This window comes from Bradyrhizobium sp. McL0616 (assembly GCF_049993385.1).
Lineage (GTDB): Bacteria > Pseudomonadota > Alphaproteobacteria > Rhizobiales > Xanthobacteraceae > Bradyrhizobium.
In genome coordinates, this window is sequence record NZ_CP188255.1 from 7,092,863 (window position 1) to 7,111,944 (window position 19,082).

Sequence of the window (19,082 nt, forward strand, 5' to 3'; positions counted from 1 at the left end):
GATCAAGCCGCCGGGCTTTGCGCCATTTTCCGCGCGAAGATGTTCCGGAGCGTCCCGTCGATGATCCGGCGCACGCGCACTTCGATGATCTCGTAACTGAACGCGCTTGCGATCAAAGCGAGCGCAAGCCCGAAAATCACGAACCCGCTCCACAGCAGCCAGCGATCGACGCCGCGATCGACCAGCTTCAACCCGATGACTTGCAGCGGAAATAGCACGAAGGGGTGAACGAGATAGAGACTGTAGCTGATCTTGCCGAGGTATTGCAGTGGCGCCAGTCTCAACAGACCTGCGATCCCCGATCCCGTCGCCAGCACCATCCCGAACAGGAGAAAGCCCGGGATCAGCGCCGCAAACGGATGCAGCACGTCGAGCGCGACATACATTGCGGCAAAACAGGCGAGGCCGGCAACAACGCCCGCGACGCCTGTCATCCGAAAGCGCAGATTGCTCGCGCTGAACAGCATGCCGACGACGAAGAAGGCGGCGATCGGCCAACTCAGGATGCAAAGGAAGCCCAGCAGGATCAACGGCGCTGCAAGCAACCAGCTCTTCAACCGCACGACCGCGGCGAAGCACAATGCGAACAGGATGTAGAAGGCCCATTCATAGGTCAACGTCCAGGCGTTCTGCTGGGCGATCGGAAGTCCGAGCGCATCCTGGACGAAGAACAGATTGGCAAAGAACACCTGGAGGTAGGTCGGCAGGTCGATTCCCCGGAAGAACTTGTATCCGACGATCGGGCCGGCCACGAACAACGCCAGATGCAGCACGACGAAGACCGGCATGATGCGCAGGACGCGATCATACATGAACTTCCCGATCGATCCGTGCCGCACCAGGCTCGCGGGAATCAGAAAGCCGCTGATCATGAAGAACAGTTCGACGCCATGCCCGCCGGAGTTGATCACCGATTGCAGCCACGGCCATATCGGCGGCAGAAAGCCCGGATTGGGGATGTCGTAGAAGCCCCCCTTCGGCATATCGCAAAAATGGTCGATCAGGACGCTCAGCGCGGCAATTCCACGCAATCCCTGAATTGACGGCACGAACGGGCCGCCGGACTCCGCGTAGGTCTTTTCGCCCTGGCTGTTCATTCGGCCCCCTGTCCCCGCAGTGACGGTTGAAGCGCAACCGCGGAAAACGCCTGCGGACGAAACCGGTGACCGAAGGTCACCATGGGCTTCTCCACAGCCAGATAGTTCAGCCAACTAACCAAGATCGACCCCGATCCAACTCCGATCACAAAGAGAGACCATTGCCCCGGGCCCTGACCTGTTCCGAAAAACTGCACGATCACGACCAGCACGTAGGGCCCCATCAGGTAGACCGAATAGCTGACACGGCCGACAAAGGACAGGATGCTCGAAGCCCCGCGCTCGCCGAGAGCGGCAAACGCGAGGAATACGACGGCAGCCCCGATATAGGCGGCCCCCATGCCGTAAGCGCAGAAGAAATTGTCCTGATAATCCACTCCATAGCGCCGGTATGCGCAGGCGGCCGCATAGAGCACGTAAAGCAGCGTGCAGATCGCGACATGACGCCAATCGAGGCGCTCGCCGATCACGGCATCGCGAACCACCTTGCCGAGAAACATCGCCGTGAGGTCCAGCATGAGCTCGAGCAAGCCCCAAAAAAGGTGGTTCGTCACAAAGGGAAGCGCCACGATTGCGGTCAGAGACGCTGCAATGATGATGCAAATCGCAGTCCAGCGCGCCCTCAGAAGACCGACAGCGAACAGCGCGATACACGCAACATAGAAAATCAACTCTACGGCGAGCGTCCAATATCCGATGTTGAGGTTCGCGACATTCATGAACATCTGCAACATGGTGATATTGGCGACGACCTGCGACAGAGGAAATGTCTTCCCCTCCATCGCCGGCGCAATGAGCAGAACAACGACGATCGACACCCAATAGGCCGGGTAGAGCCTGAAAATGCGACCGATCGCAAAATCCCGGATCGGCGCAGAGCTATTCGGAAAACTGTTCGGAATCACGAAGCCGCTGATGAAGAAGAACAGCACGACGCCGAACCGGCCGAAATTGAAGTACTGGCCGACTGCGTTATGGAAGATCCGGTAGTAGTCCCCCGCCGCGTGGTTCAGTACGATCTGCTCCAGCGCATGCTGGAGCAACACGGACAGAACAGCGATACCGCGCAGGGTATCTATGAACGCGAGCCGCTTGTGCATTGCCGGCCCTTCAGCCCGATTCACTTAATCTGGGCGTAGCGCCGCCCATTGCTGGCGCGCCTTGAGCGGGCGCATTTGCGTGCAACGCGTAGCGTCTTTTCGGCTTCCCCCCCTGGAAAACGAAGGAAGCTCGCTTGGAGAATACGCCGCTGAAGATAAACGACATCAGCAAGAGGCCCGACGCCGGCCCGTAGTCGGCCACCGTGACGCTGAAAATGTTCAGCACGAATGTGAGGGACAATTTGTAGATGTCGGTCGTCAGCAACGTCGCACGGATCACGAAGAATATGAAGATGATGAATGGCACGCCAAACATCAGATAGGTGACGAGATAGAAATTATCGACCGGCACCCAATAGGACGTCAGGTTTGAAAACTGATTCTGCGGATAGTTGAAACAGCCCACACCGCATCCGGTAATGTAGCCGATCGGCATCAACTGAGACATGAAGATGAACGGCTTCTGCCAACTGTTGTTGATCCGATCGACCAGGCTGAAGAGAAAAGCCTTTGCACCGACCGACGTCCCACCAAAGACCAGGATCAAGAAGATAGGAATAAGGATCGAGGCATAGGACCATGCCGCCAACATCCTCAGGGTCGGGAAGCGCATTCTTTCAGGCATCATCCGGATGACGATCAGCGCCATCAGATATATGGCAAGAACGCCCATGGTCGTCTTACTCGTCGTCAACTTCAAGGCATAGAGAGCAACCCCGCCGCAAAACAGGCACCACCACACGTTCTTTCGTATCGAAGTCATGACGAAAGAAACGAGAATGAAGAGGCTGACGATGGTGCTGTCCTCGCAAAAGCCGGAGAGCCGTTGCTCGGAGCCTGCCCACCACAGGCGCCCCGCCTTCCGCTGCACGCCGAACGCCTCATAGGTATAATTGAGCCAAGGCGCTTTCCAATAAGCCGACAGGACCACGCCGAAGATCGATGCGTAGAACAGTATCGAGATCAAAAACAGAAGCTTTTTGTAGGCACCGGTATCAGCATCGCAAAAGCTGAAGCCGATGAAGACAGGCAGAATCATTTTGAACGACGAGGCGAGCGCTGTGACGTTGCCCAAAAAGAGATAGCCGATCCCGAGCGACATAAAAATCCACAACAGCACGACCACGGCAATGATGCTGCGATTTTGTATGATGCAACGATGAATAAACAGGCCAAGGCAGATCAGGCCGAAACCATCCGGCACGAACCAGAGCGGGCTCAGATGGGCAATGTAGAGATAATACCGAGCGGCGGCCGAGAAATCGTCACGCAGGAAATACGTGGCCATCGCAACCGCTTCGAGACTGAATCCCCCCCACATGATCAGCGGAAGTCGCAGTAGCGGCATTGTCCGGCGCAGCGCTATCGTCGTCGTCATATTCGTCCTTAGCTCGACAGGCGTGTGGAAGGCTTGGCCGGTGCCGGCGAATACTCTGCCGCCCTGCGAAAGATGTTTCGCACCAGCCTGCCTCCGGGCAGTTCAATGTACCGATAGGTCAATTGCGACAAAGCGAGTACGGCGCCGAGCACGATCATCAGATTGAGCGTCGGCGCCAGTCCTGGACGGATTGCCTCCAGACCGGCTACCGCATGCTTGCCCGCAGCGCGAACAAAATACTCGGCAAGAAGCACGATGAAGGCGTGGACCATGTAAATGGAGTATGACCGCTGACCGAGCCATAACAGCGGTCTGATCGTGAGCATGGCAGGAACGACGACGGCCCCAGGAAACGCCAAGAGCGAGCCAAGAAGCACGGCAAAGGTTACGGGCAAAAGGTAGCTGATCCACGGATAGGCTTCAGTCAGGGAAACATGCGCAACGGTCGCAACCACGGCAGCGAACTGAATGGCGCCCTGCAAACCGGGACTGATCCCGCGCGGCAGCGCCTCTACCGCTTTCGCAGTAAGCACGCCAAGAAAGAAGCTGGTGAAGCATCGCAGCAGGCCCCAATCAAATTGGACGTCCAGTTGGGGTGTCGCGATCACCATCGTGAGGATCAACCAGCTGCCGATCGCCAGCGTGGCGGCCCCGAAGTAAAACCAGGCAAGCGAATTAAACCGCTGCGCGACAAGCAGCATCAGTCCAAACACGAGATAGGTATAGAATTCGACGCTGATGCTCCAGCTCGGCGCATTCCAATTCAGGTAGTCAACAAAGCCCAGCGAGTGCAGCAGGAAGACATTCAAGAAAAACGAATACCCGTTGTTGACTTCAAAAGCCGCTGGAGCAGTTACGACAACTCCCGCCATCACCAGTCCGAGCCCGATCCGCGCGAGACGGAACAGCAACAGCACGAGAAGCATTACGATGTGCAACGGATACACGCGCGCGAACCGTCGAAGCATGAACTCGCGCAGGGAGAAGTGCCCGTAATCGGCTTGCAGATAGCCCAACGACATCACGATGCCGCTGAGCACGAAGAACAGATCGACCAGAAATCCGCCGCTGCGGAAGAACGGACAGTCAATCCACGCACGATTCGGAAACGCCGCAAGGAAGGTCGGCATCAGGACCACATGGTGAATCACCACGGTGACCGCCGCAATTCCCCGAATGCTGTCCAGAGTCAGGACATGCGCTTTCTCGCGATGAACGGGCACCGTCACGACAATTTCCTAGCACCTTGCAGTGCAGCATTTCTACTGGGCATTCGAGGTGAATACAATGTCCCGCCCGGTACTGGTCGCATGCATCTCGATTGGAGGAGTCGCCCGCATCGAAAGCCGTGACGCTACGGTTAATTTGCCGCAGGCAACGCACCCGGCCAGCGACGATGAAGCGGTCGCTTGCCCGCGGGATGAGCAGCTTGCCATTTGCGGAACGAGAAGCTGACCGCGCAACACATCTTTGGCGTCAATGCTACGCGCCTTGCATGTTCGCGAGACCGTGCAATTAACCTATTCATTCGGCACGAATGTGGCAAAAGAGCACCCAATTTCGGGAACTGGAATGCGGAGCTGCGGTGCGGCTCTCGGGAGTTGATCTTGTACAAGGCTTCGCGGTTTGCGGCGATCGGAGTGTTCATGCTGGCCCCACTGCCGTTCGGCTCCGCCGAGACGGTTTGGATCTGCATCTGGACGGCGCTGCTCGCGTTGAGCCTCGCCACCGCCGATCTGCGCAATGCGACGCTCGATGATTTCTATCTGTTGCTGCCGCTATTCGCCGTTCTCGTCGTCGTCGCGGCCGTGGTCACGGTTCAGTTATGGCCGAATCCATCCTTTCATGAGGTCGATGCCGCATGGGAGGTGGCGCGAGGGGCGGTGAGAGCAGATCTGCCCGGCCGCGTCTCGATCACTGCCAACGCTCCATGGCTCGCATTCGGCTATCCGCTGTTGTTCGTGCTTGCCTTCACGCGAGCGGTCTACATTGCAAGCGACGCGGAGGATGCGCGGCAGTTGCTGCGCATCCTCGCCTGGACGGGACTTGCCTACGCTCTCTACGGAATCCTCGCGGGAATCGGCGATCCGACCACGCTCCTGTTCCGCCGCAAGGAGGCCTATCTCGGCTTTATCACAGGCACATTCGTCAACAGGAACACGGCGGCCACCTTCTTCGGGACCTGCGCCCTGCTGTTTCTGCTGCCATTGTTACGCTTCATCTATCGCCAGGATCGGCCGAATCGACCGCCGTCGGGACAGGTGACCGCGCTGATCGCATACTACGTCTCCTCGCCCCTGGCGCTGGGCGGCGGCTTTGTCGTTTGCCTGGTTGCGACGGCGATGACGGGTTCTCGCGCGGGACTCCTACTGCTGATCTTGACCGTCTTTCTGGCAACCGCACTCTTCTTCGCGCCGCTGCGCATTGGCAAGCTTCGCCGCTGGGGCTGGCTCGCAGGAATAGCCGTGGCGGTGCTGTTCCTGTTTCAGCTCGTCGGCGGCGCAGTCGGCGGACGAATCCTGACCTACGGCCTCGTGGATGAACAGCGGTTCACCATGTATCGAACCGTATTGATCATGATCCAGGAGCACCCGCTGCTTGGGATCGGTTACGGAAACTTCGAAAGCGCCTTTCCGGCCTACAGGCCGGATACCCTTGGCAGCCTTGGGGTTTGGGACCGCGCGCACAGCACGCCGCTCGAACTCGCAGTTGAGCTGGGCATCCCTGCCGCTTGTTTGATTCTGATCACATGTCTCTGGTATCTTTACCATTTGTTAAATGGAAGCTTGCATCGGCGGCGCGACCGCTACATACCGATCATCGGTGCAAGCGTAGCGACACTTGGCTTCCTGCATACGAGCCTCGATTTTTCGTTGCAAATTCCAGGCTTCGGTGTGTTTTTTGCGGCGATCACCGGCTGCGGGCTCGCGCAATGCAGGCCCTCATCCGAGCAAAAAAAGTAGCGTAATTTCAGTTTTGGCAATATGTTGATTCATACTTTACTCGATTGCATGGCTGGGGAGTCGAATGCGTAAATCAGTGGGGCTCGGGGCTGCCTTGCTCGCGATGACAGCAGCGACGTCAACTTTTGCAGCCCAACCCGGCTGCGTTCCAAATCCTGATCCCGTGACCTCCGAACGGGCAATTCAGTTCCTCGATAAGCCTGAGGCCCTCCTGGACAAGTTCAAGGACGGTCAAGGCGGCCTGGCGTCTCAGGTCCGAGATATGCTGACCAACAGGCCTGAAACGCTTGAAGGCATGGGCTCGCTCGCCAAGGCGAGTTCGGATGACCAGGGCCGGGCAGTTGGCGCGGGAATGGGAACTGCCGCCGCGGTCTGTGTGTTGACGCAGCCCCAGTTCGCGCAACAGATCCAGGCCGTCGCGTTGAAGACTGAAAAGCCCGGGCTGATTCAGTCGTTCACGGGCATCACAGGCGACATCCCGACCGAGGCAACCGCGGGCGCGGACGCCAACGGCGACACGACTGCAGGTGGTGGACAAGGCACACCGCCGGACGCGCGTGCAGGCGGCGCGATCAGCCCGCCTCCGCCGCCCTCGTTTTCCGCCGGAGCAGGCCCAGTCTCCCAGACGACGACGACAACAACGACCCTGTTCGCCGCGTCGACAGGAACCTCGTCACTCACGCCCACTAGCCCGTCGCGCTAGGCCCGGAACGAAATCAAACTCAGCGTATTGATTAACCAAGCCGGCCACGCACAATCGTGGCCGGTCATTTGCATTCAATTTTAAGGGCTCGGGGAACCTGGCTCTAAAATCTTTGTGCGAGACCTGTTGCGTCAAGAATAGACCGATAACGGGGAATGACATGAAACTGTTGTACGCGCCCTTGCTAGCAGCCTTGATCGCATGTGCCGGCAACACCGCGAAGGCCGAGTCGGATTCGGCACAGCATCCGGCCGAAGCTTCGTTCATCGAAGAATTCGATAGCGCACTTGCGCCGATGAACTTCGTCAAGTTCTGCATGAAGAATGATGCGGAATGCGGCGCCGATGCCGGCGAGCGCACGTTGCCGCCTGCCGGCACCGCCATGGGGATGCTTCGTCAGGTGAACCTGTCGGTCAACGAATCGATTGCACCGATGCGCAAGCCAACGGATCCGGTGACCGCAAATTGGACGGTTTCGCCGTCAGCCGGCGACTGCAACGACTACGCAGTCACCAAGCGACACCAATTGATCGCGATGGGATGGCCGCAGAGCGCCCTGCGCCTTGCGGTTGTGCGGATCGACGGCGGACAGGGCCATTTGGTGCTGGTGGCGCGGCTTCCGGATGGCGACATGGTGCTGGACAATTTGTCCTCGACCATTCGCCCCTGGAATTCCCTCGGCTACGAATGGATTTCGATGCAGTCCGGCATCAACCCGCACTTCTGGGTGAACATCGGCGATCACGGGCGCAAGCTTCGCGAAAGGCGCGTCGCGCTGCTCTCGGGTTCGTCGCTCTGATTGAGGTTCAGATCCCGCTCCTCAACGGGATCGTGTATATCAACGCCCGTGGCTCCCGCCGCGGGCGTTGTCGCGTACGCGTTCACAACAGGTCATCGACGCATCATGAAATTTGCTATGAATTTCTGGGGCTTCAGACTATATTTTGCACCGCACAAGAATTTGACATAGTTAAGCGCGACACTCGGTTTGAGCGAAGTTCTGCGGCAATTTGAATGAACGCGGTGAGTGGTTTGGTCCTGCCTCAACGACGACAATTTGCCGTTCGCGCCATCGGCGGTTTTCGCGCGGCAATCGTTTTGGCGCTGCTGATGGTGGTGTGCGCCGCCGGCCGTTGCGAGGCCCAATGCGTCGAGCAGTCGCAGCGTGTCCCCGCCTCCATCTTGAAGGTGTTCCAGACCGAGCCTGCGTCACTGCTGCGCGACCGCGACGTCCGCGGCGACCGCGCCAAGCTCACCGGTCGCCTCGCCGCCTATGTCGTGAGCGATATAACAATTCTGTCCGCAGTGCGCGATCTCGTCAGCGAATCTGCCAATGTTGACCGTACCTCAATCGGCATGGCGCTGCGCCGGGCGCAGCTGATCTGTGTGCCCCGCAAGCCCGAAAACGCCCAGAAGATCAGTCAGTTTGTACAAAAGTTGGCGGACTCGGCCGTGAGCTCCGGTTACTCCGCGGAGCTCGAGGCCGTCGAATTCAATCCGAATTCGGTGGCGTCCCCGTCGGCGGGAAGTGCGCCAGCGTCGCCAACCAAAAATCCTTCTGGTCCTGCCAACAGCCTCATGTCTGGCGAATGGAGTACGGATGTCGGCGATCCGTTTGCTCCTGCGCCGACCCCCCAATAATCTCACGTCAGGTCGATGAACATTCAGATGTATCAGCCCAGAGAGCAATTTCACCTGCAAGAGAGGTCCGCTCTAGAGTTGGCGGGATCGACACTTAGCCTCGAGCGCATCATCGGGATTTTGCGCCGGCAGTGGCCGGTCGTAGCGGCGGTCACCGGCGTCGCTTTGGCGATCGTCCTCGTTTACCTGCTGACGGCGACGCCGATGTATACGGCGAACACGCGCATCCTGATGGACACCCGCCAGACGCAGGTGCTCGACAAGGATAACGGCACGTCCAACGCGCTGATCGACCCCGGCTTCGTCGACAGCCAGGTCGAGATCATCACTTCCGACGATCTGATCCGGTCCGTCGTCCGTCGCATGAATCTGACGGACGATCCGGAGTTCAACGGCTCGGATCCGGGCCTGCTGCCGGCCATCATCGGAAAAGTCATCGGACTCTTTGGATCGGACGGGCCTGCATCGAAGGAACGCATCGAACGCGGAACGGTCGCCGCGATTGAAAACAACCTCAAGGTCGAGCGCCTGCTGACGACATACGTCTTGTCGGCCAGCTTCCGCTCGCGGGACGCCGATAAGGCGGCCCAGATCGCCAACGAGATCGCGGATGCCTATATCGTGGGCGCCCTCGACGCGAAGTACCAATCCACCAAGCGCGCCAGCGAATGGCTGCAGCAGCGCAGCGCCGAGCTGCGCGAGCAGGCCACCATCAGCGACCGCGCCGTGCAGACCTTCAAGAGTCAGAACAACATCGTCGGCACCAGCCGCGGCCTGATGAACGAGCAGCAGCTCACCGACGTGAACACGCAGCTCATCCAGGCCCGCGCGGCGACCTCCGAGGCCAAGGCGCGGCTGGACCGCATCGAGGCGATCAGCGACAAGGATCTTGCCCAGCCGACGGTCACCGACGCGCTGAACAACCCCGTGATCACCCGGCTGCGCGCCCAATATCTCGATCTCTCGGCGCAGTATTCGGATTGGTCGACCCGGTACGGCAAGACCCATCAGGCGTCGATCAATCTCGCTAATCGCATGGATGAGCTGCGCAAGTCGATCGCAGACGAGGTCAGGCGCATCGGCGATGCCTATCGCAGCGATTACGAAATCGCCAAGAGCCGCGAGACGTCGCTGGAGGAAAACCTCAAGAATCTCGTCAGCCAGGCCGGCAGCACGGGACAGGCGCAGGTCAAGCTGCGCGACCTCGAGAGCGCGGCCGACACCTACCGCAACCTGTACAACAGCTTCCTGGAGAAGCAGCAGCAGGCAATGCAGAACCAGAGCTTCCCGATCAGCGAATCCCGCATCATCGCCACGGCCGTCAAGCCGGATCGCAAGAGCTCTCCCAAAACGGTGCTCTCTTTAATCGGAGCCCTGTTCGGTGGCCTTTGCTTCGGCTTGGGCGCCGCCTTCGCTCGGGAGATGTTGAGCGATGTGCTGCGCGCTCCGAGCGAGGTCGAGGACGAGCTCGGCGTCAAATGTCTCGGAGTGCTTCCTGCCATCGGCTCAAGGCCGATGGGCTTGCCGAGGATACGCGGATCGCGATCGCCGGACGGTACGCCGATCGAGCCAAGCGCCCAGCTTTCCCGCTACGTCATCGATCATCCCTTCTCGCGCTATGCCGAGACCATGCGCAACATCAAGGTCTCGATCGATCTCGCCCGCTTGTCGCGGGACGTGAAGGTCATCGGCGTCGTGTCCTCTCTTCCGAAGGAAGGGAAAACCACGGTTTCAGCCAATTTCGCGCACTTGACCGCGTTCACCGGAAAGCGCGTGCTCCTGATCGACGGCGACCTTCATACGCGCTCGCTGACCAGGGAGCTTGACCCGACCGCCAAGACCGGGCTGCTCGAGTCTCTCAAGGATCCGCAATCGGTTGGACACCACATCAGGCGCAGCGCGGAGACCGGGCTGGATTTCCTGCCCTCTTTTGTCGTCTCGCGGATGGTCAACTCCGCCGACATCATGGCCTCGAAGGCGATGGCCGATCTGTTGTCGTTGCTGCGAAACGAATACGACTACATCGTCATCGATCTGGCGCCGGTGATGCCGGTCACCGATGCCAAGGCGATCAGCCATCTGATGGACGCGTTCGTCTATGTCATCGAATGGGGCCGCACGACGCGAACGGCCGTTCAAGAATCGATGTCGAGCTCAGAAGGAATTCAGAAAAAGGTGATCGGCGCCGTTCTCAATGGTGCAAACCCGAAGATGCTGAAGCGCATCGAAGGCTACAAAGGCTCGCACTACAACGCGTACTATGTCGAGGGAGCCTAAAAACGAGGTCGGCGGCGCGTCCAGCGGTTCGCGCTGGTTCGCGCGAGGCGCCAACTTCTTGCTGGCGGGATCCGCCCTTGCGTGGGTGGTATCGACCATCCCGAACATCACCGATCCCACCGTATCGCGCGTTGCCAGGCAAATTGCCGCTGGCGAAAGCTACGACGCGCGGTTGCTGCGTCAGATCGTGACGACGAACCTGCCGGCGGCTCAGCGCCAGTGCGAACCCAAGGCTCTTCGGGAGCTGCTCGTCCTGCAATTGTCGGCCGCCGACATGACCGTGCGCGGCACAGACCTGGCGCAAGCGGATGCGGACGTTGATACCGTGCAACGGACGAGCAGGATCCTGTTGGGATGCGCCCCAACCGAGTCGCTGGGATGGCTGGGGTTGTTTTGGTCCGGCTCCCGCCAGGATGGGCTAACCGCCAGAACCGTCGCGCTTCTCGGCCAATCCTACCGCCTGGCGCCGCATGAAGTCTGGCTGCAAATGATGCGCGTGCCCCTGACCTTCCGCGCATTCGACGCGCTGCCCCCCGCATTGACGGACGCCGCGATACAGGATTTCAACGACGTCTTCCACGACCGACTGTTCCCCAGCGCCGCCGCGCTCTACGTCAAATCCCCGACGTCAGCACGCAGCAGGCTTCTGGATCTGACCTGCGACCTGTCCGAGCGCGAGAGGCTGGCCTTCTGGTATCTCGTCCGCGGCGCCGGGGGAAATATCCAGCACCGGTGCTATCCGCCCGACGACCGTCCGCGCTATTTGCGCGACAACTAGCCCTCGGGTTGCGGGTCGTACGGATCGCGATGCTAGCCGAAGCGGCCCGTGTTGGGCTTACGGTCGATATGATCTGGAACCGATGCCTGCGCGCGCGTATGAACTGCAGGCGCGGGCCTCTCAGTAGGCTTCCTGATGGATCAGCGCCAGCGCGGTCTTCAGGATGATCCTGATATCGAGCCAGATGCTCCAATTGCTGACATACCAGACATCGTACTCAACGCGCTTTTCCATCAGATCGATGGTCGGCGTCTCGCCACGGAAACCGTTGACCTGGGCCCAACCGGTCAGGCCCGGCTTCATGTGATGCCGGTACACGTAGTTGCTGATGAGCTGGTCGTAATAGTTGTCATGTGCGAGCGCGTGCGGCCGCGGTCCGACCAGCGACATCTCGCCGCGCAGCACGTTCCAAAGCTGCGGCAATTCGTCGATGCTGGTCCGCCGCAGCATGCGACCGATGCGCGTGACCCTCGTGTCGCTCTTCGTCGCCTGGGTGACGACATGACCGTTCTCGGCAACCGTCATCGAGCGGAACTTCCAGATTTCGAACTGCTTGCCGTTGAACCCGCGCCGGGACTGCTTGAAGATCACGTTGCCGAGTGAATCGAGCCTGATCATGATCGCGGCGGTCGCCAGCAGCGGCGCCAGCAGAAGCAGGGCGAACGAGGCGAGCCCGATATCGAGACAGCGCTTCTGCGCCCGCTCGAAGACGGTGAGCGGCGCACGCTGGATCTCGATCGCAACCGTGCCGCTGACGGGCTGGAACGGACGCGAGACCAGATCAGCGATCGGAAAGTCCGGCAGAAGACGAATCGGCTGCGGAACCACACGCAGGTGCTGGCTCAGCTTCTGGAGCAGGGGCATTTCGTCCCAGTCGATGACCAGGAGATATTCTTCCACATCTGCCGTCCGCGCCTGACGCACCACGTCGCGAATCTCGTGATCCCACCCCGCGCCGTCTGCTGACGGATCGAGGACGAAATGCCGCACGACATTGAAGCCGTGCTTGCGCAGATCCTTGAAGCGGGTCGACGTGAAATCGAGCGGCTTGAGGCTGAGGAGCACGACCTTTCGGTCAACCAGGCGGCCCTTGGCATAGCTCGAGTTCAAGGCGACGCGCCACAACACGCGAAGCCCACCCAGGGCAACGCCGCCGGTCGCGGCAAACAGCAGCGTGGTTCCGCGCGACAGATCCGCGGACGATTTGAGCAGGAAAGCCTCGACCGCGAGAATGGTCAGCGAGATGCCCCATACCGCGAGGATCTTGCGGAGCTGCCAGATCGTGCTCAGCAGCCGATGGTGATCGTAGATGCCCTGGAAGTACGCGATCGTCACGAACACTGCGGCGACGACGAGACCGGCTCCGACGGACGAATCCTGCTCGGCGACGAGCAGGCCATACAAACCGCTCGCCACGAAATAGCTGAGCAGGAGTGCAAGGAAGTCGCCCGCGATCAGAGCGATCTGGAGGGGTCTTTGGAGGGCACCGCGACGGTTCGATAAAACCGAATAGTGATTTTCTGAACCGTAAGTTGCTACAGCCATCCGAACCTCGCTGCCTCGTCCACGCACTCGCCATCGAGAAATTGCAAACAGTCGATCTAAATTTGCGATGCGTCTTCGACAGTCTCTTAACTAAACAAAGCAACAATGCGGCACTGCACCAAAGAAATCAAATGTATTTTCTGCAATGCAGTGACGCAAACACTTGATGCTCAACGCACTGTCACGAGCTTGACATTTAAGTGAGCAGCACGCCGCGTTTCGCGCCATATCGCGTCATTTTCGTTCAATATTGCGCGAGCATTTGAACGGTTGTTCAACCTTGTTGCTTAAGCCGACGTTAGCTCGCCGCCGTTAACACTCGTGGCTGTTTCGGGAGTTGTTGCGCGTGAGCACCGTAGTCGTTTTCAGTCTGTTGATCGGGTCGTTGCTGGGGGGCCGATTCCGGATTTTCATCCTGCCCCCGGCGATTGTTCTTGGCGGGGCGATGATTGGCGCTGCCTCTGTCTGGCAAGGGCATAATTCAACGCACACTGTTGTTGCGATCCTCGTCTTTGCGGGTGTGCTCCAGCTTGGCTATCTCTGCGGCGCGATGCTGGTCCGCGCGCGTGCGACAGTCTATCGCGGCAAGGCCACGCCGCCGCTCGACAGCCGCGGCTTCGGTTAGGCGGGCCGAAGCGCGGCAAATCGACGCTTCGCTGGTGCCCCGTCAACCGTGCGAATGAGCACTCATATGACGTGAGTGGGAAAAAAGCGGCTCGTGGCCGCCCTATTTCGTCGATAGCATATTGACATCTCGGGCGAAGCTCTCTGAAAGAGATGCACCCCATGGTCATGCCCCCGACTCAGAACTCGCCCCGGCCGAAGCTGCCGAACGGCGTGCGCATTTACGCACTCAGCGATATCCACGGCTGCGCGCATCTGCTCGAACAGATGTTCGCCGTGATCGACGCGGACATGGCGAATAGCCGGCCGTATCGCGCGATCGAGGTTTTTCTCGGCGACTACATCGATCGCGGACCGGACTCGCGTCGCACCCTCGATCTCCTGATCGAGCGCAGCCGCCATCGCAACACGGTCTTTCTCAAGGGCAATCACGAGGCCTATTTCACCTCGGTTCTGGATGATCCCTCGCGCATCACCGACTGGTTTCAGTTCGGCGGACTGCAGACCTTGATGTCATATGGGATCTCGGCCTCGCCCGAACTCAGCACGGATGAACAGTCCGATCTCGTGCACGAGCTCACATCCGCGATGCCGCCACACCACATCGCGTTCCTGCGCCAGTTGCGCCCGACATTCACATGCGGCGACTTCTTCTTCGTGCATGCGGGCGTTCGCCCGGGAGTTCCACTGTCCGAGCAGCGCGAGCAGGACCTGCTATGGATCAGGGACGAATTTCTCCAGAGCAAGAAGCGTTTCGGGAAATATGTCGTGCACGGCCACACGCCGGTGCGGCAAGCCGAGCTGCTCGAGAACCGGGCCAACATCGATACCGGGGCTTATGCGACCGGCAATCTGACCCTGCTGTCCATTCAGGGCAACAGCATGCTCGCGATCTAGCAACGCGCGCGCGGTGCGGACCGTCAGTTGGTCTGGCTTGCCGGCGGCCGGTATTCCGGGAACCGACTGAGCATCGCGGCCTTGAGAAACTTGAAATGCGCGATCGAGGCACCGAGTTCCTTGAGCCTGCGCTGGCCGTTCAGGATTTCCGTGTCGAACAGATCCTGGTGGTGATTGTCCAGCGCCTCGCGCTCGAGATATTCGTCATTACCGTTGCCGAAGGTCACGGCCGCGCGCGCCAGCACGTCTTCCACGCGACGGTTGAGGCCCGATTGCTCCCGCTCTGCCGCGTGCAAAGCGTCTTCGATGGCGATCATGATGGCTTCAATGCGCGTGCGGTCGGTTTCGGCGTCGCGCTCGGGCGAGCGGGCACGGAACGTCTGCTCTCCGCCAAAACGGTCTTTCAGGAAATTATGAGTGCGGGCCCGCAAGAAGAGCTGAAACATGCGTGCATTCCGGTTCGAGGCGCCAGACCGGAAAATGGGCCCTGGATGGTTAACAAAGGTTGAAGGCCTTAGAACGTTGTGCTCCGCTCCCACCTGGTAACCGGCCAGAGGACGTTCAGATCGTCGCCTTGAGGTCGTCCAGCTCGCGATCGAGCGCCTGCTGCCAACTCGGCGGGGTGATGCCGAACCGCTCGCGCAGCCGCGTGAGATCAAGGCGCGAATTGAACGGCCGCTTCGCCTTGACGGGAAATTCGTCCGAACCAATCGGCACGATTTCCTTCACGGCAAATTTGGCGCCCCGCAACTTCAATCCGGAAACGATCGCAGTCGCAAAGCCGTGCCAGCTGGTCTCGCCCGCGCAAACCAGATTGACGACCCCCCCTCGCTGCTCGAACGTCTTGCGAACGTCGTCGTCGCTCTTTGGCAGCATCGCTACCACCGCTTCTGAAATCGCATTGGCGGTCGTCGGAGCGCCGATCTGGTCGGCGACAATGCGCAACTGCTCGCGTTCTCCGGCGAGCCGCACGATCGTCTTGAGGAAATTCGCACCGGTTGCGGCGTAAACCCACGACGTGCGCGCGATTAAATGCTGCCCCCCCGCCTCGGCAATGGCCTGGTCGCCGGCGAGCTTGCTTTGGCCATAGACCGAGAGCGGACCCGGAGTGCTGTCCTCGCGCCAGGGACGATCGCCAGAGCCGTCGAAAACATAATCGGTCGAAAAGTGCACCAGTGGCACGCGGCGGGGCGCGGCCCACCGGGCGATCGCCCTGGGAGACTCCGCATTGATCCGAAACGCGAGCTCGCGCTCGTCTTCCGCACGGTCGACAGCGGTATAGGCAGCCGGATTGATGATCAGATCCGGCTTGATCGAATCCAGCTTGCCCGCAAGTTCGTCTGGCCGCGAGAAATCGAACTCTTCCAACGACGGCGCAACGATATCGGCCCGCCCCTGAAGCAGCGGAAGCAGAGCTCCGCCCACCTGCCCCGCAGTTCCCGTCAGGAGAATCTTCATGTCAGATTTCCCCGTAGCGCGGGAGATTCTTCACATCCGCCAGCAAAGGCGCGTCGGCATCCTTGGGCGAAAGCGAGGGATCTGCGAGACCCCAGTCGATGCCGATCGCAGGATCGTTCCACCGAACCGATATCTCATCCTTCGGACTATAGAGCGCGTCGCACTTATAAAAGAAATCAGCCGTCTCGGAGAGAACGGCAAAACCATGGGCGAAACCACGAGGAACCCACAATTGTCGCCGATTCTCTTCATTCAGTTCGACAGCAACATGACGCCCAAAATTTGGGCTACCGACGCGTACATCGACCGCAACATCCAGAACCCGACCGCGGAGCGCCGTGACCAGCTTGCCCTGCGTGAACGGATTCTGTAGGTGCAGACCGCGCAAGACGCCATAACGCGAGCGTGAAAGGTTGTCTTGCACGAATGGCTGTGCAACCCCGTTCTGCGCATAACGCTCGAATTGGTAGGTTTCCAAGAAAAAGCCGCGTTGATCTCCGAATAGCTTCGGCTCGATGATCAAAACTTCGGGCAGGTCCGTCTTGATAACGTTCATTCCAGCGACTTCAGCTCCGCGCGCACAACAATCTTGTGCAGCGCACACTATCTGATAATTTCGAATTGGTAAACCAGAGGGACCTATGAAGGGAATTATACTCGCTGGCGGAACTGGCTCGCGCCTTTATCCCGTCACGACAGTGGTATCGAAGCAGCTGCTTCCGGTTTTCGACAAGCCGATGATCTACTATCCGCTGTCGACACTGATGCTCGCTGGAATTCGCGACATCCTCATCATCTCGACGCCGCAGGATAAGCCGCTATTTCAGCGCTTGCTCGGCGATGGATCGGAGATCGGCGTCAACTTCTCGTACGCCACACAGGAAACCCCGCGCGGTCTTGCCGACGCATTCATTGTTGGTCGCGAATTCGTCGGATCAGATTCCGTCGCCCTGGTTCTCGGAGACAATATCTTCTATGGGCACGGACTTCCCGAGATGCTCGCCAAGGCCGCTGCACGCAAGAGCGGCGCCACGGTCTTCGGCTACGTCGTCAACTCACCCGAACAATATGGCGTGATCGAGCTCGACGGTGACGGGCGCGCGCGCTCGATCGAAGAAAAGCCCAAGCAGCCGAAGTCGAATGTGGCCGTGACCGGCCTCTACTTCTACGACAATGCCGTGGTTGACATCGCTGCAGGGATCAAGCCTTCGGCGCGCGGCGAGGTCGAGATCACCGACGTGAACAACGCCTACCTCGAGCGCGGCGACCTGTTCGTCGAAGTGCTTGGACGCGGGTTTGCCTGGCTCGACACGGGCACGCACGCCTCGCTGGTCGAAGCCAGTCACTTCGTTCAGATCCTGGAACAGCGCCAGGGGTTGCGCATCGCCTGCCCCGAGGAGATCGCCTTGCGGCGCGGCTACATTTCCCTCGAAGCCTTCATGAAGGTTGCCGAGAAGACCGCCAAGAGCAGCTACGGCGAGTATCTGCAATCGGTGGCCCGTTCCTACGCCGCTCACGACTGAGGCAGATCCCCATGCGATTCGAAGGCTCCACGATTTTCGTTACGGGCGGTGCGGGTTTCATCGGCTCCGCAGTCGTCCGTCATCTCCTCCGGGACACGCACGCGCGCGTCGTCAACATCGACAAGCTGACTTATGCGGCGAACCTCGAGTCACTTCCTGGTGCCGAAGCAAATCCGCGCTATGCCTTCGAAAAGCAATGCATTTGCGAGGCTCTGTCGCTTCGCAAGCTGTTCGAAAAGTACCAGCCCATCGCGGTGATGAATCTGGCTGCCGAGAGCCATGTCGATCGCTCGATCGATGGCCCCGGCGAGTTCATCCAGACCAATATCGTCGGCACCTTCACGCTGCTGCAGGAGGCGCTACGATACTGGAGGAACCTGACCCCGGATCGCCGTTCACAGTTCCGCTTTCTCCACATCTCCACCGACGAGGTGTTCGGCTCGCTCGGCAAGGACGGTTACTTCACCGAGACGACGTCCTACGCGCCCAACTCACCCTATTCGGCGAGCAAGGCGTCATCCGACCATCTCGTCCGCGCCTGGCGTGAGACCTACGAACTTCCCACAATGGTGACGAACTGCTCGAACAATTACGGGCCGTATCACTTCCCCGAGAAGCTTATTCCGCACATCATCATCAAGGGGCTCGCCGGAGAGAAGCTGCCGGTCTATGGCGATGGGCAGAACATCCGCGACTGGCTCTACGTCGAGGACCACGCCAAGGCGCTCACCCTCGTGCTCGAGCGCGGCGCGGTCGGCGAGACCTACAATGTCGGTGGCCGCAATGAGCGCACCAATCTGCACGTCGTGGAGAGCATTTGCGACCTGCTGGATGAAATGTCACCGGGCACCGCGGCCTCGCGGCGCGGCCTCATTTCCTTCGTCGCCGACCGTCCCGGTCACGATCGCCGCTACGCGATCGATGCCTCGAAGCTCGAGCGCGAACTCGGATGGCGCGCTGACGAGAATTTCGAAAGCGGCTTGGCCAAGACGGTTCGCTGGTTCTTCGACAACCAGACATGGTGGAAATCCATTCTCGATCGCGGCTATCAGCAGAAGCGTATCGGTCTGGGATAGCGGATCGACACGCTTTCGCGGC

At 59.7% G+C, this 19,082-nt stretch carries 18 protein-coding genes; 10 read left to right on the forward strand and 8 right to left on the reverse strand.

Features of this window, described 5'->3' with window-relative positions; all coding sequences use genetic code 11:
* Nucleotides 1-2: 2 nt before the first annotated feature.
* The 4 genes from ACPPVR_RS34065 to ACPPVR_RS34080 are packed head-to-tail and all read right to left on the reverse strand — an operon-like array spanning nt 3 to nt 4,804.
* The gene (locus tag ACPPVR_RS34065; protein WP_426610897.1) at nt 3-1,097 is read right to left on the reverse strand and encodes an acyltransferase family protein; all 1,095 of its coding nucleotides are present in this window, start codon (nt 1,095-1,097) and stop codon (nt 3-5) included.
* A complete protein-coding gene (locus ACPPVR_RS34070) occupies nt 1,094-2,197 on the reverse strand; it encodes an acyltransferase family protein (protein WP_426610898.1) in 1,104 nt (367 codons plus the stop codon). Before ACPPVR_RS34070 ends, ACPPVR_RS34065 begins: the two co-directional genes overlap by 4 nt.
* Nucleotides 2,198-2,207: 10 nt before the next feature.
* Complete coding sequence (locus tag ACPPVR_RS34075; protein ID WP_426610899.1) at nt 2,208-3,575, reverse strand: hypothetical protein; 1,368 nt, start codon at nt 3,573-3,575, stop codon at nt 2,208-2,210.
* An 8-nt stretch (nt 3,576-3,583) separates the two neighbouring features.
* Entirely contained in the window at nt 3,584-4,804 is a 1,221-nt protein-coding gene (locus tag ACPPVR_RS34080; protein WP_426610900.1) for an acyltransferase family protein, read from the reverse strand.
* 378 nt (nt 4,805-5,182) lie between these two features.
* Between ACPPVR_RS34080 and ACPPVR_RS34085 the strand changes: the two genes are divergently transcribed.
* The 6 genes from ACPPVR_RS34085 (at nt 5,183) to ACPPVR_RS34110 (ending at nt 11,937) form a co-directional block, all read left to right on the forward strand.
* Nucleotides 5,183-6,538, forward strand: coding sequence for an O-antigen ligase family protein (locus ACPPVR_RS34085; protein ID WP_426610901.1), 1,356 nt, complete (start codon nt 5,183-5,185; stop codon nt 6,536-6,538).
* A gap of 64 nt (nt 6,539-6,602) precedes the next feature.
* A complete protein-coding gene (locus tag ACPPVR_RS34090) occupies nt 6,603-7,241 on the forward strand; it encodes a hypothetical protein (RefSeq protein ID WP_426610902.1) in 639 nt (212 codons plus the stop codon).
* Nucleotides 7,242-7,401: 160 nt separating this feature from the next.
* A complete protein-coding gene (locus tag ACPPVR_RS34095) occupies nt 7,402-8,040 on the forward strand; it encodes a transglutaminase-like cysteine peptidase (protein WP_426610903.1) in 639 nt (212 codons plus the stop codon).
* Between the two features lie 215 nt (nt 8,041-8,255).
* A complete protein-coding gene (locus ACPPVR_RS34100; protein WP_426610904.1) occupies nt 8,256-8,882 on the forward strand; it encodes a hypothetical protein in 627 nt (208 codons plus the stop codon).
* A gap of 27 nt (nt 8,883-8,909) precedes the next feature.
* The gene (locus ACPPVR_RS34105) at nt 8,910-11,159 is read left to right on the forward strand and encodes a polysaccharide biosynthesis tyrosine autokinase (RefSeq protein ID WP_426610905.1); all 2,250 of its coding nucleotides are present in this window, start codon (nt 8,910-8,912) and stop codon (nt 11,157-11,159) included.
* Nucleotides 11,160-11,217: 58 nt separating this feature from the next.
* Nucleotides 11,218-11,937: a hypothetical protein gene (locus ACPPVR_RS34110; RefSeq protein ID WP_426610906.1), complete on the forward strand. Its 720-nt coding sequence runs from the start codon at nt 11,218-11,220 to the stop codon at nt 11,935-11,937.
* Nucleotides 11,938-12,057: 120 nt separating this feature from the next.
* Here ACPPVR_RS34110 and ACPPVR_RS34115 read toward each other — a convergent pair whose 3' ends face one another.
* Nucleotides 12,058-13,482, reverse strand: a complete 1,425-nt coding sequence (locus ACPPVR_RS34115; RefSeq protein WP_426610907.1) for an undecaprenyl-phosphate glucose phosphotransferase — start codon at nt 13,480-13,482, stop codon at nt 12,058-12,060.
* A 445-nt stretch (nt 13,483-13,927) separates the two neighbouring features.
* On the opposite strand from ACPPVR_RS34115, the gene ACPPVR_RS34120 reads away from it, so the two are divergent.
* Together ACPPVR_RS34120 and ACPPVR_RS34125 are read left to right on the forward strand one after the other, a co-directional pair.
* The gene (locus ACPPVR_RS34120) at nt 13,928-14,107 is read left to right on the forward strand and encodes a hypothetical protein (RefSeq protein WP_426610908.1); all 180 of its coding nucleotides are present in this window, start codon (nt 13,928-13,930) and stop codon (nt 14,105-14,107) included.
* Nucleotides 14,108-14,274: 167 nt separating this feature from the next.
* Nucleotides 14,275-15,003: a metallophosphoesterase family protein gene (locus ACPPVR_RS34125; protein ID WP_426616238.1), complete on the forward strand. Its 729-nt coding sequence runs from the start codon at nt 14,275-14,277 to the stop codon at nt 15,001-15,003.
* Nucleotides 15,004-15,026: 23 nt separating this feature from the next.
* On the opposite strand, the gene ACPPVR_RS34130 is transcribed toward ACPPVR_RS34125, so the two are convergent.
* The 3 genes from ACPPVR_RS34130 to rfbC all read right to left on the reverse strand — a co-directional run bounded on the left by ACPPVR_RS34130 (nt 15,027) and on the right by rfbC (nt 17,017).
* Entirely contained in the window at nt 15,027-15,449 is a 423-nt protein-coding gene (locus ACPPVR_RS34130) for a hypothetical protein (protein WP_426610909.1), read from the reverse strand.
* A gap of 115 nt (nt 15,450-15,564) precedes the next feature.
* The gene (gene rfbD, locus ACPPVR_RS34135) at nt 15,565-16,461 is read right to left on the reverse strand and encodes a dTDP-4-dehydrorhamnose reductase (RefSeq protein WP_426610910.1); all 897 of its coding nucleotides are present in this window, start codon (nt 16,459-16,461) and stop codon (nt 15,565-15,567) included.
* A gap of 1 nt (nt 16,462) precedes the next feature.
* The gene (rfbC, locus tag ACPPVR_RS34140) at nt 16,463-17,017 is read right to left on the reverse strand and encodes a dTDP-4-dehydrorhamnose 3,5-epimerase (RefSeq protein WP_426610911.1); all 555 of its coding nucleotides are present in this window, start codon (nt 17,015-17,017) and stop codon (nt 16,463-16,465) included.
* A gap of 85 nt (nt 17,018-17,102) precedes the next feature.
* Between rfbC and rfbA the strand changes: the two genes are divergently transcribed.
* Both rfbA and rfbB read left to right on the forward strand, forming a co-directional pair.
* Entirely contained in the window at nt 17,103-17,984 is an 882-nt protein-coding gene (gene rfbA / locus ACPPVR_RS34145) for a glucose-1-phosphate thymidylyltransferase RfbA (RefSeq protein WP_426610912.1), read from the forward strand.
* 11 nt (nt 17,985-17,995) lie between these two features.
* Complete coding sequence (gene rfbB / locus ACPPVR_RS34150; RefSeq protein ID WP_426610913.1) at nt 17,996-19,060, forward strand: dTDP-glucose 4,6-dehydratase; 1,065 nt, start codon at nt 17,996-17,998, stop codon at nt 19,058-19,060.
* The last annotated feature ends 22 nt before the right edge of the window (nt 19,061-19,082 follow it).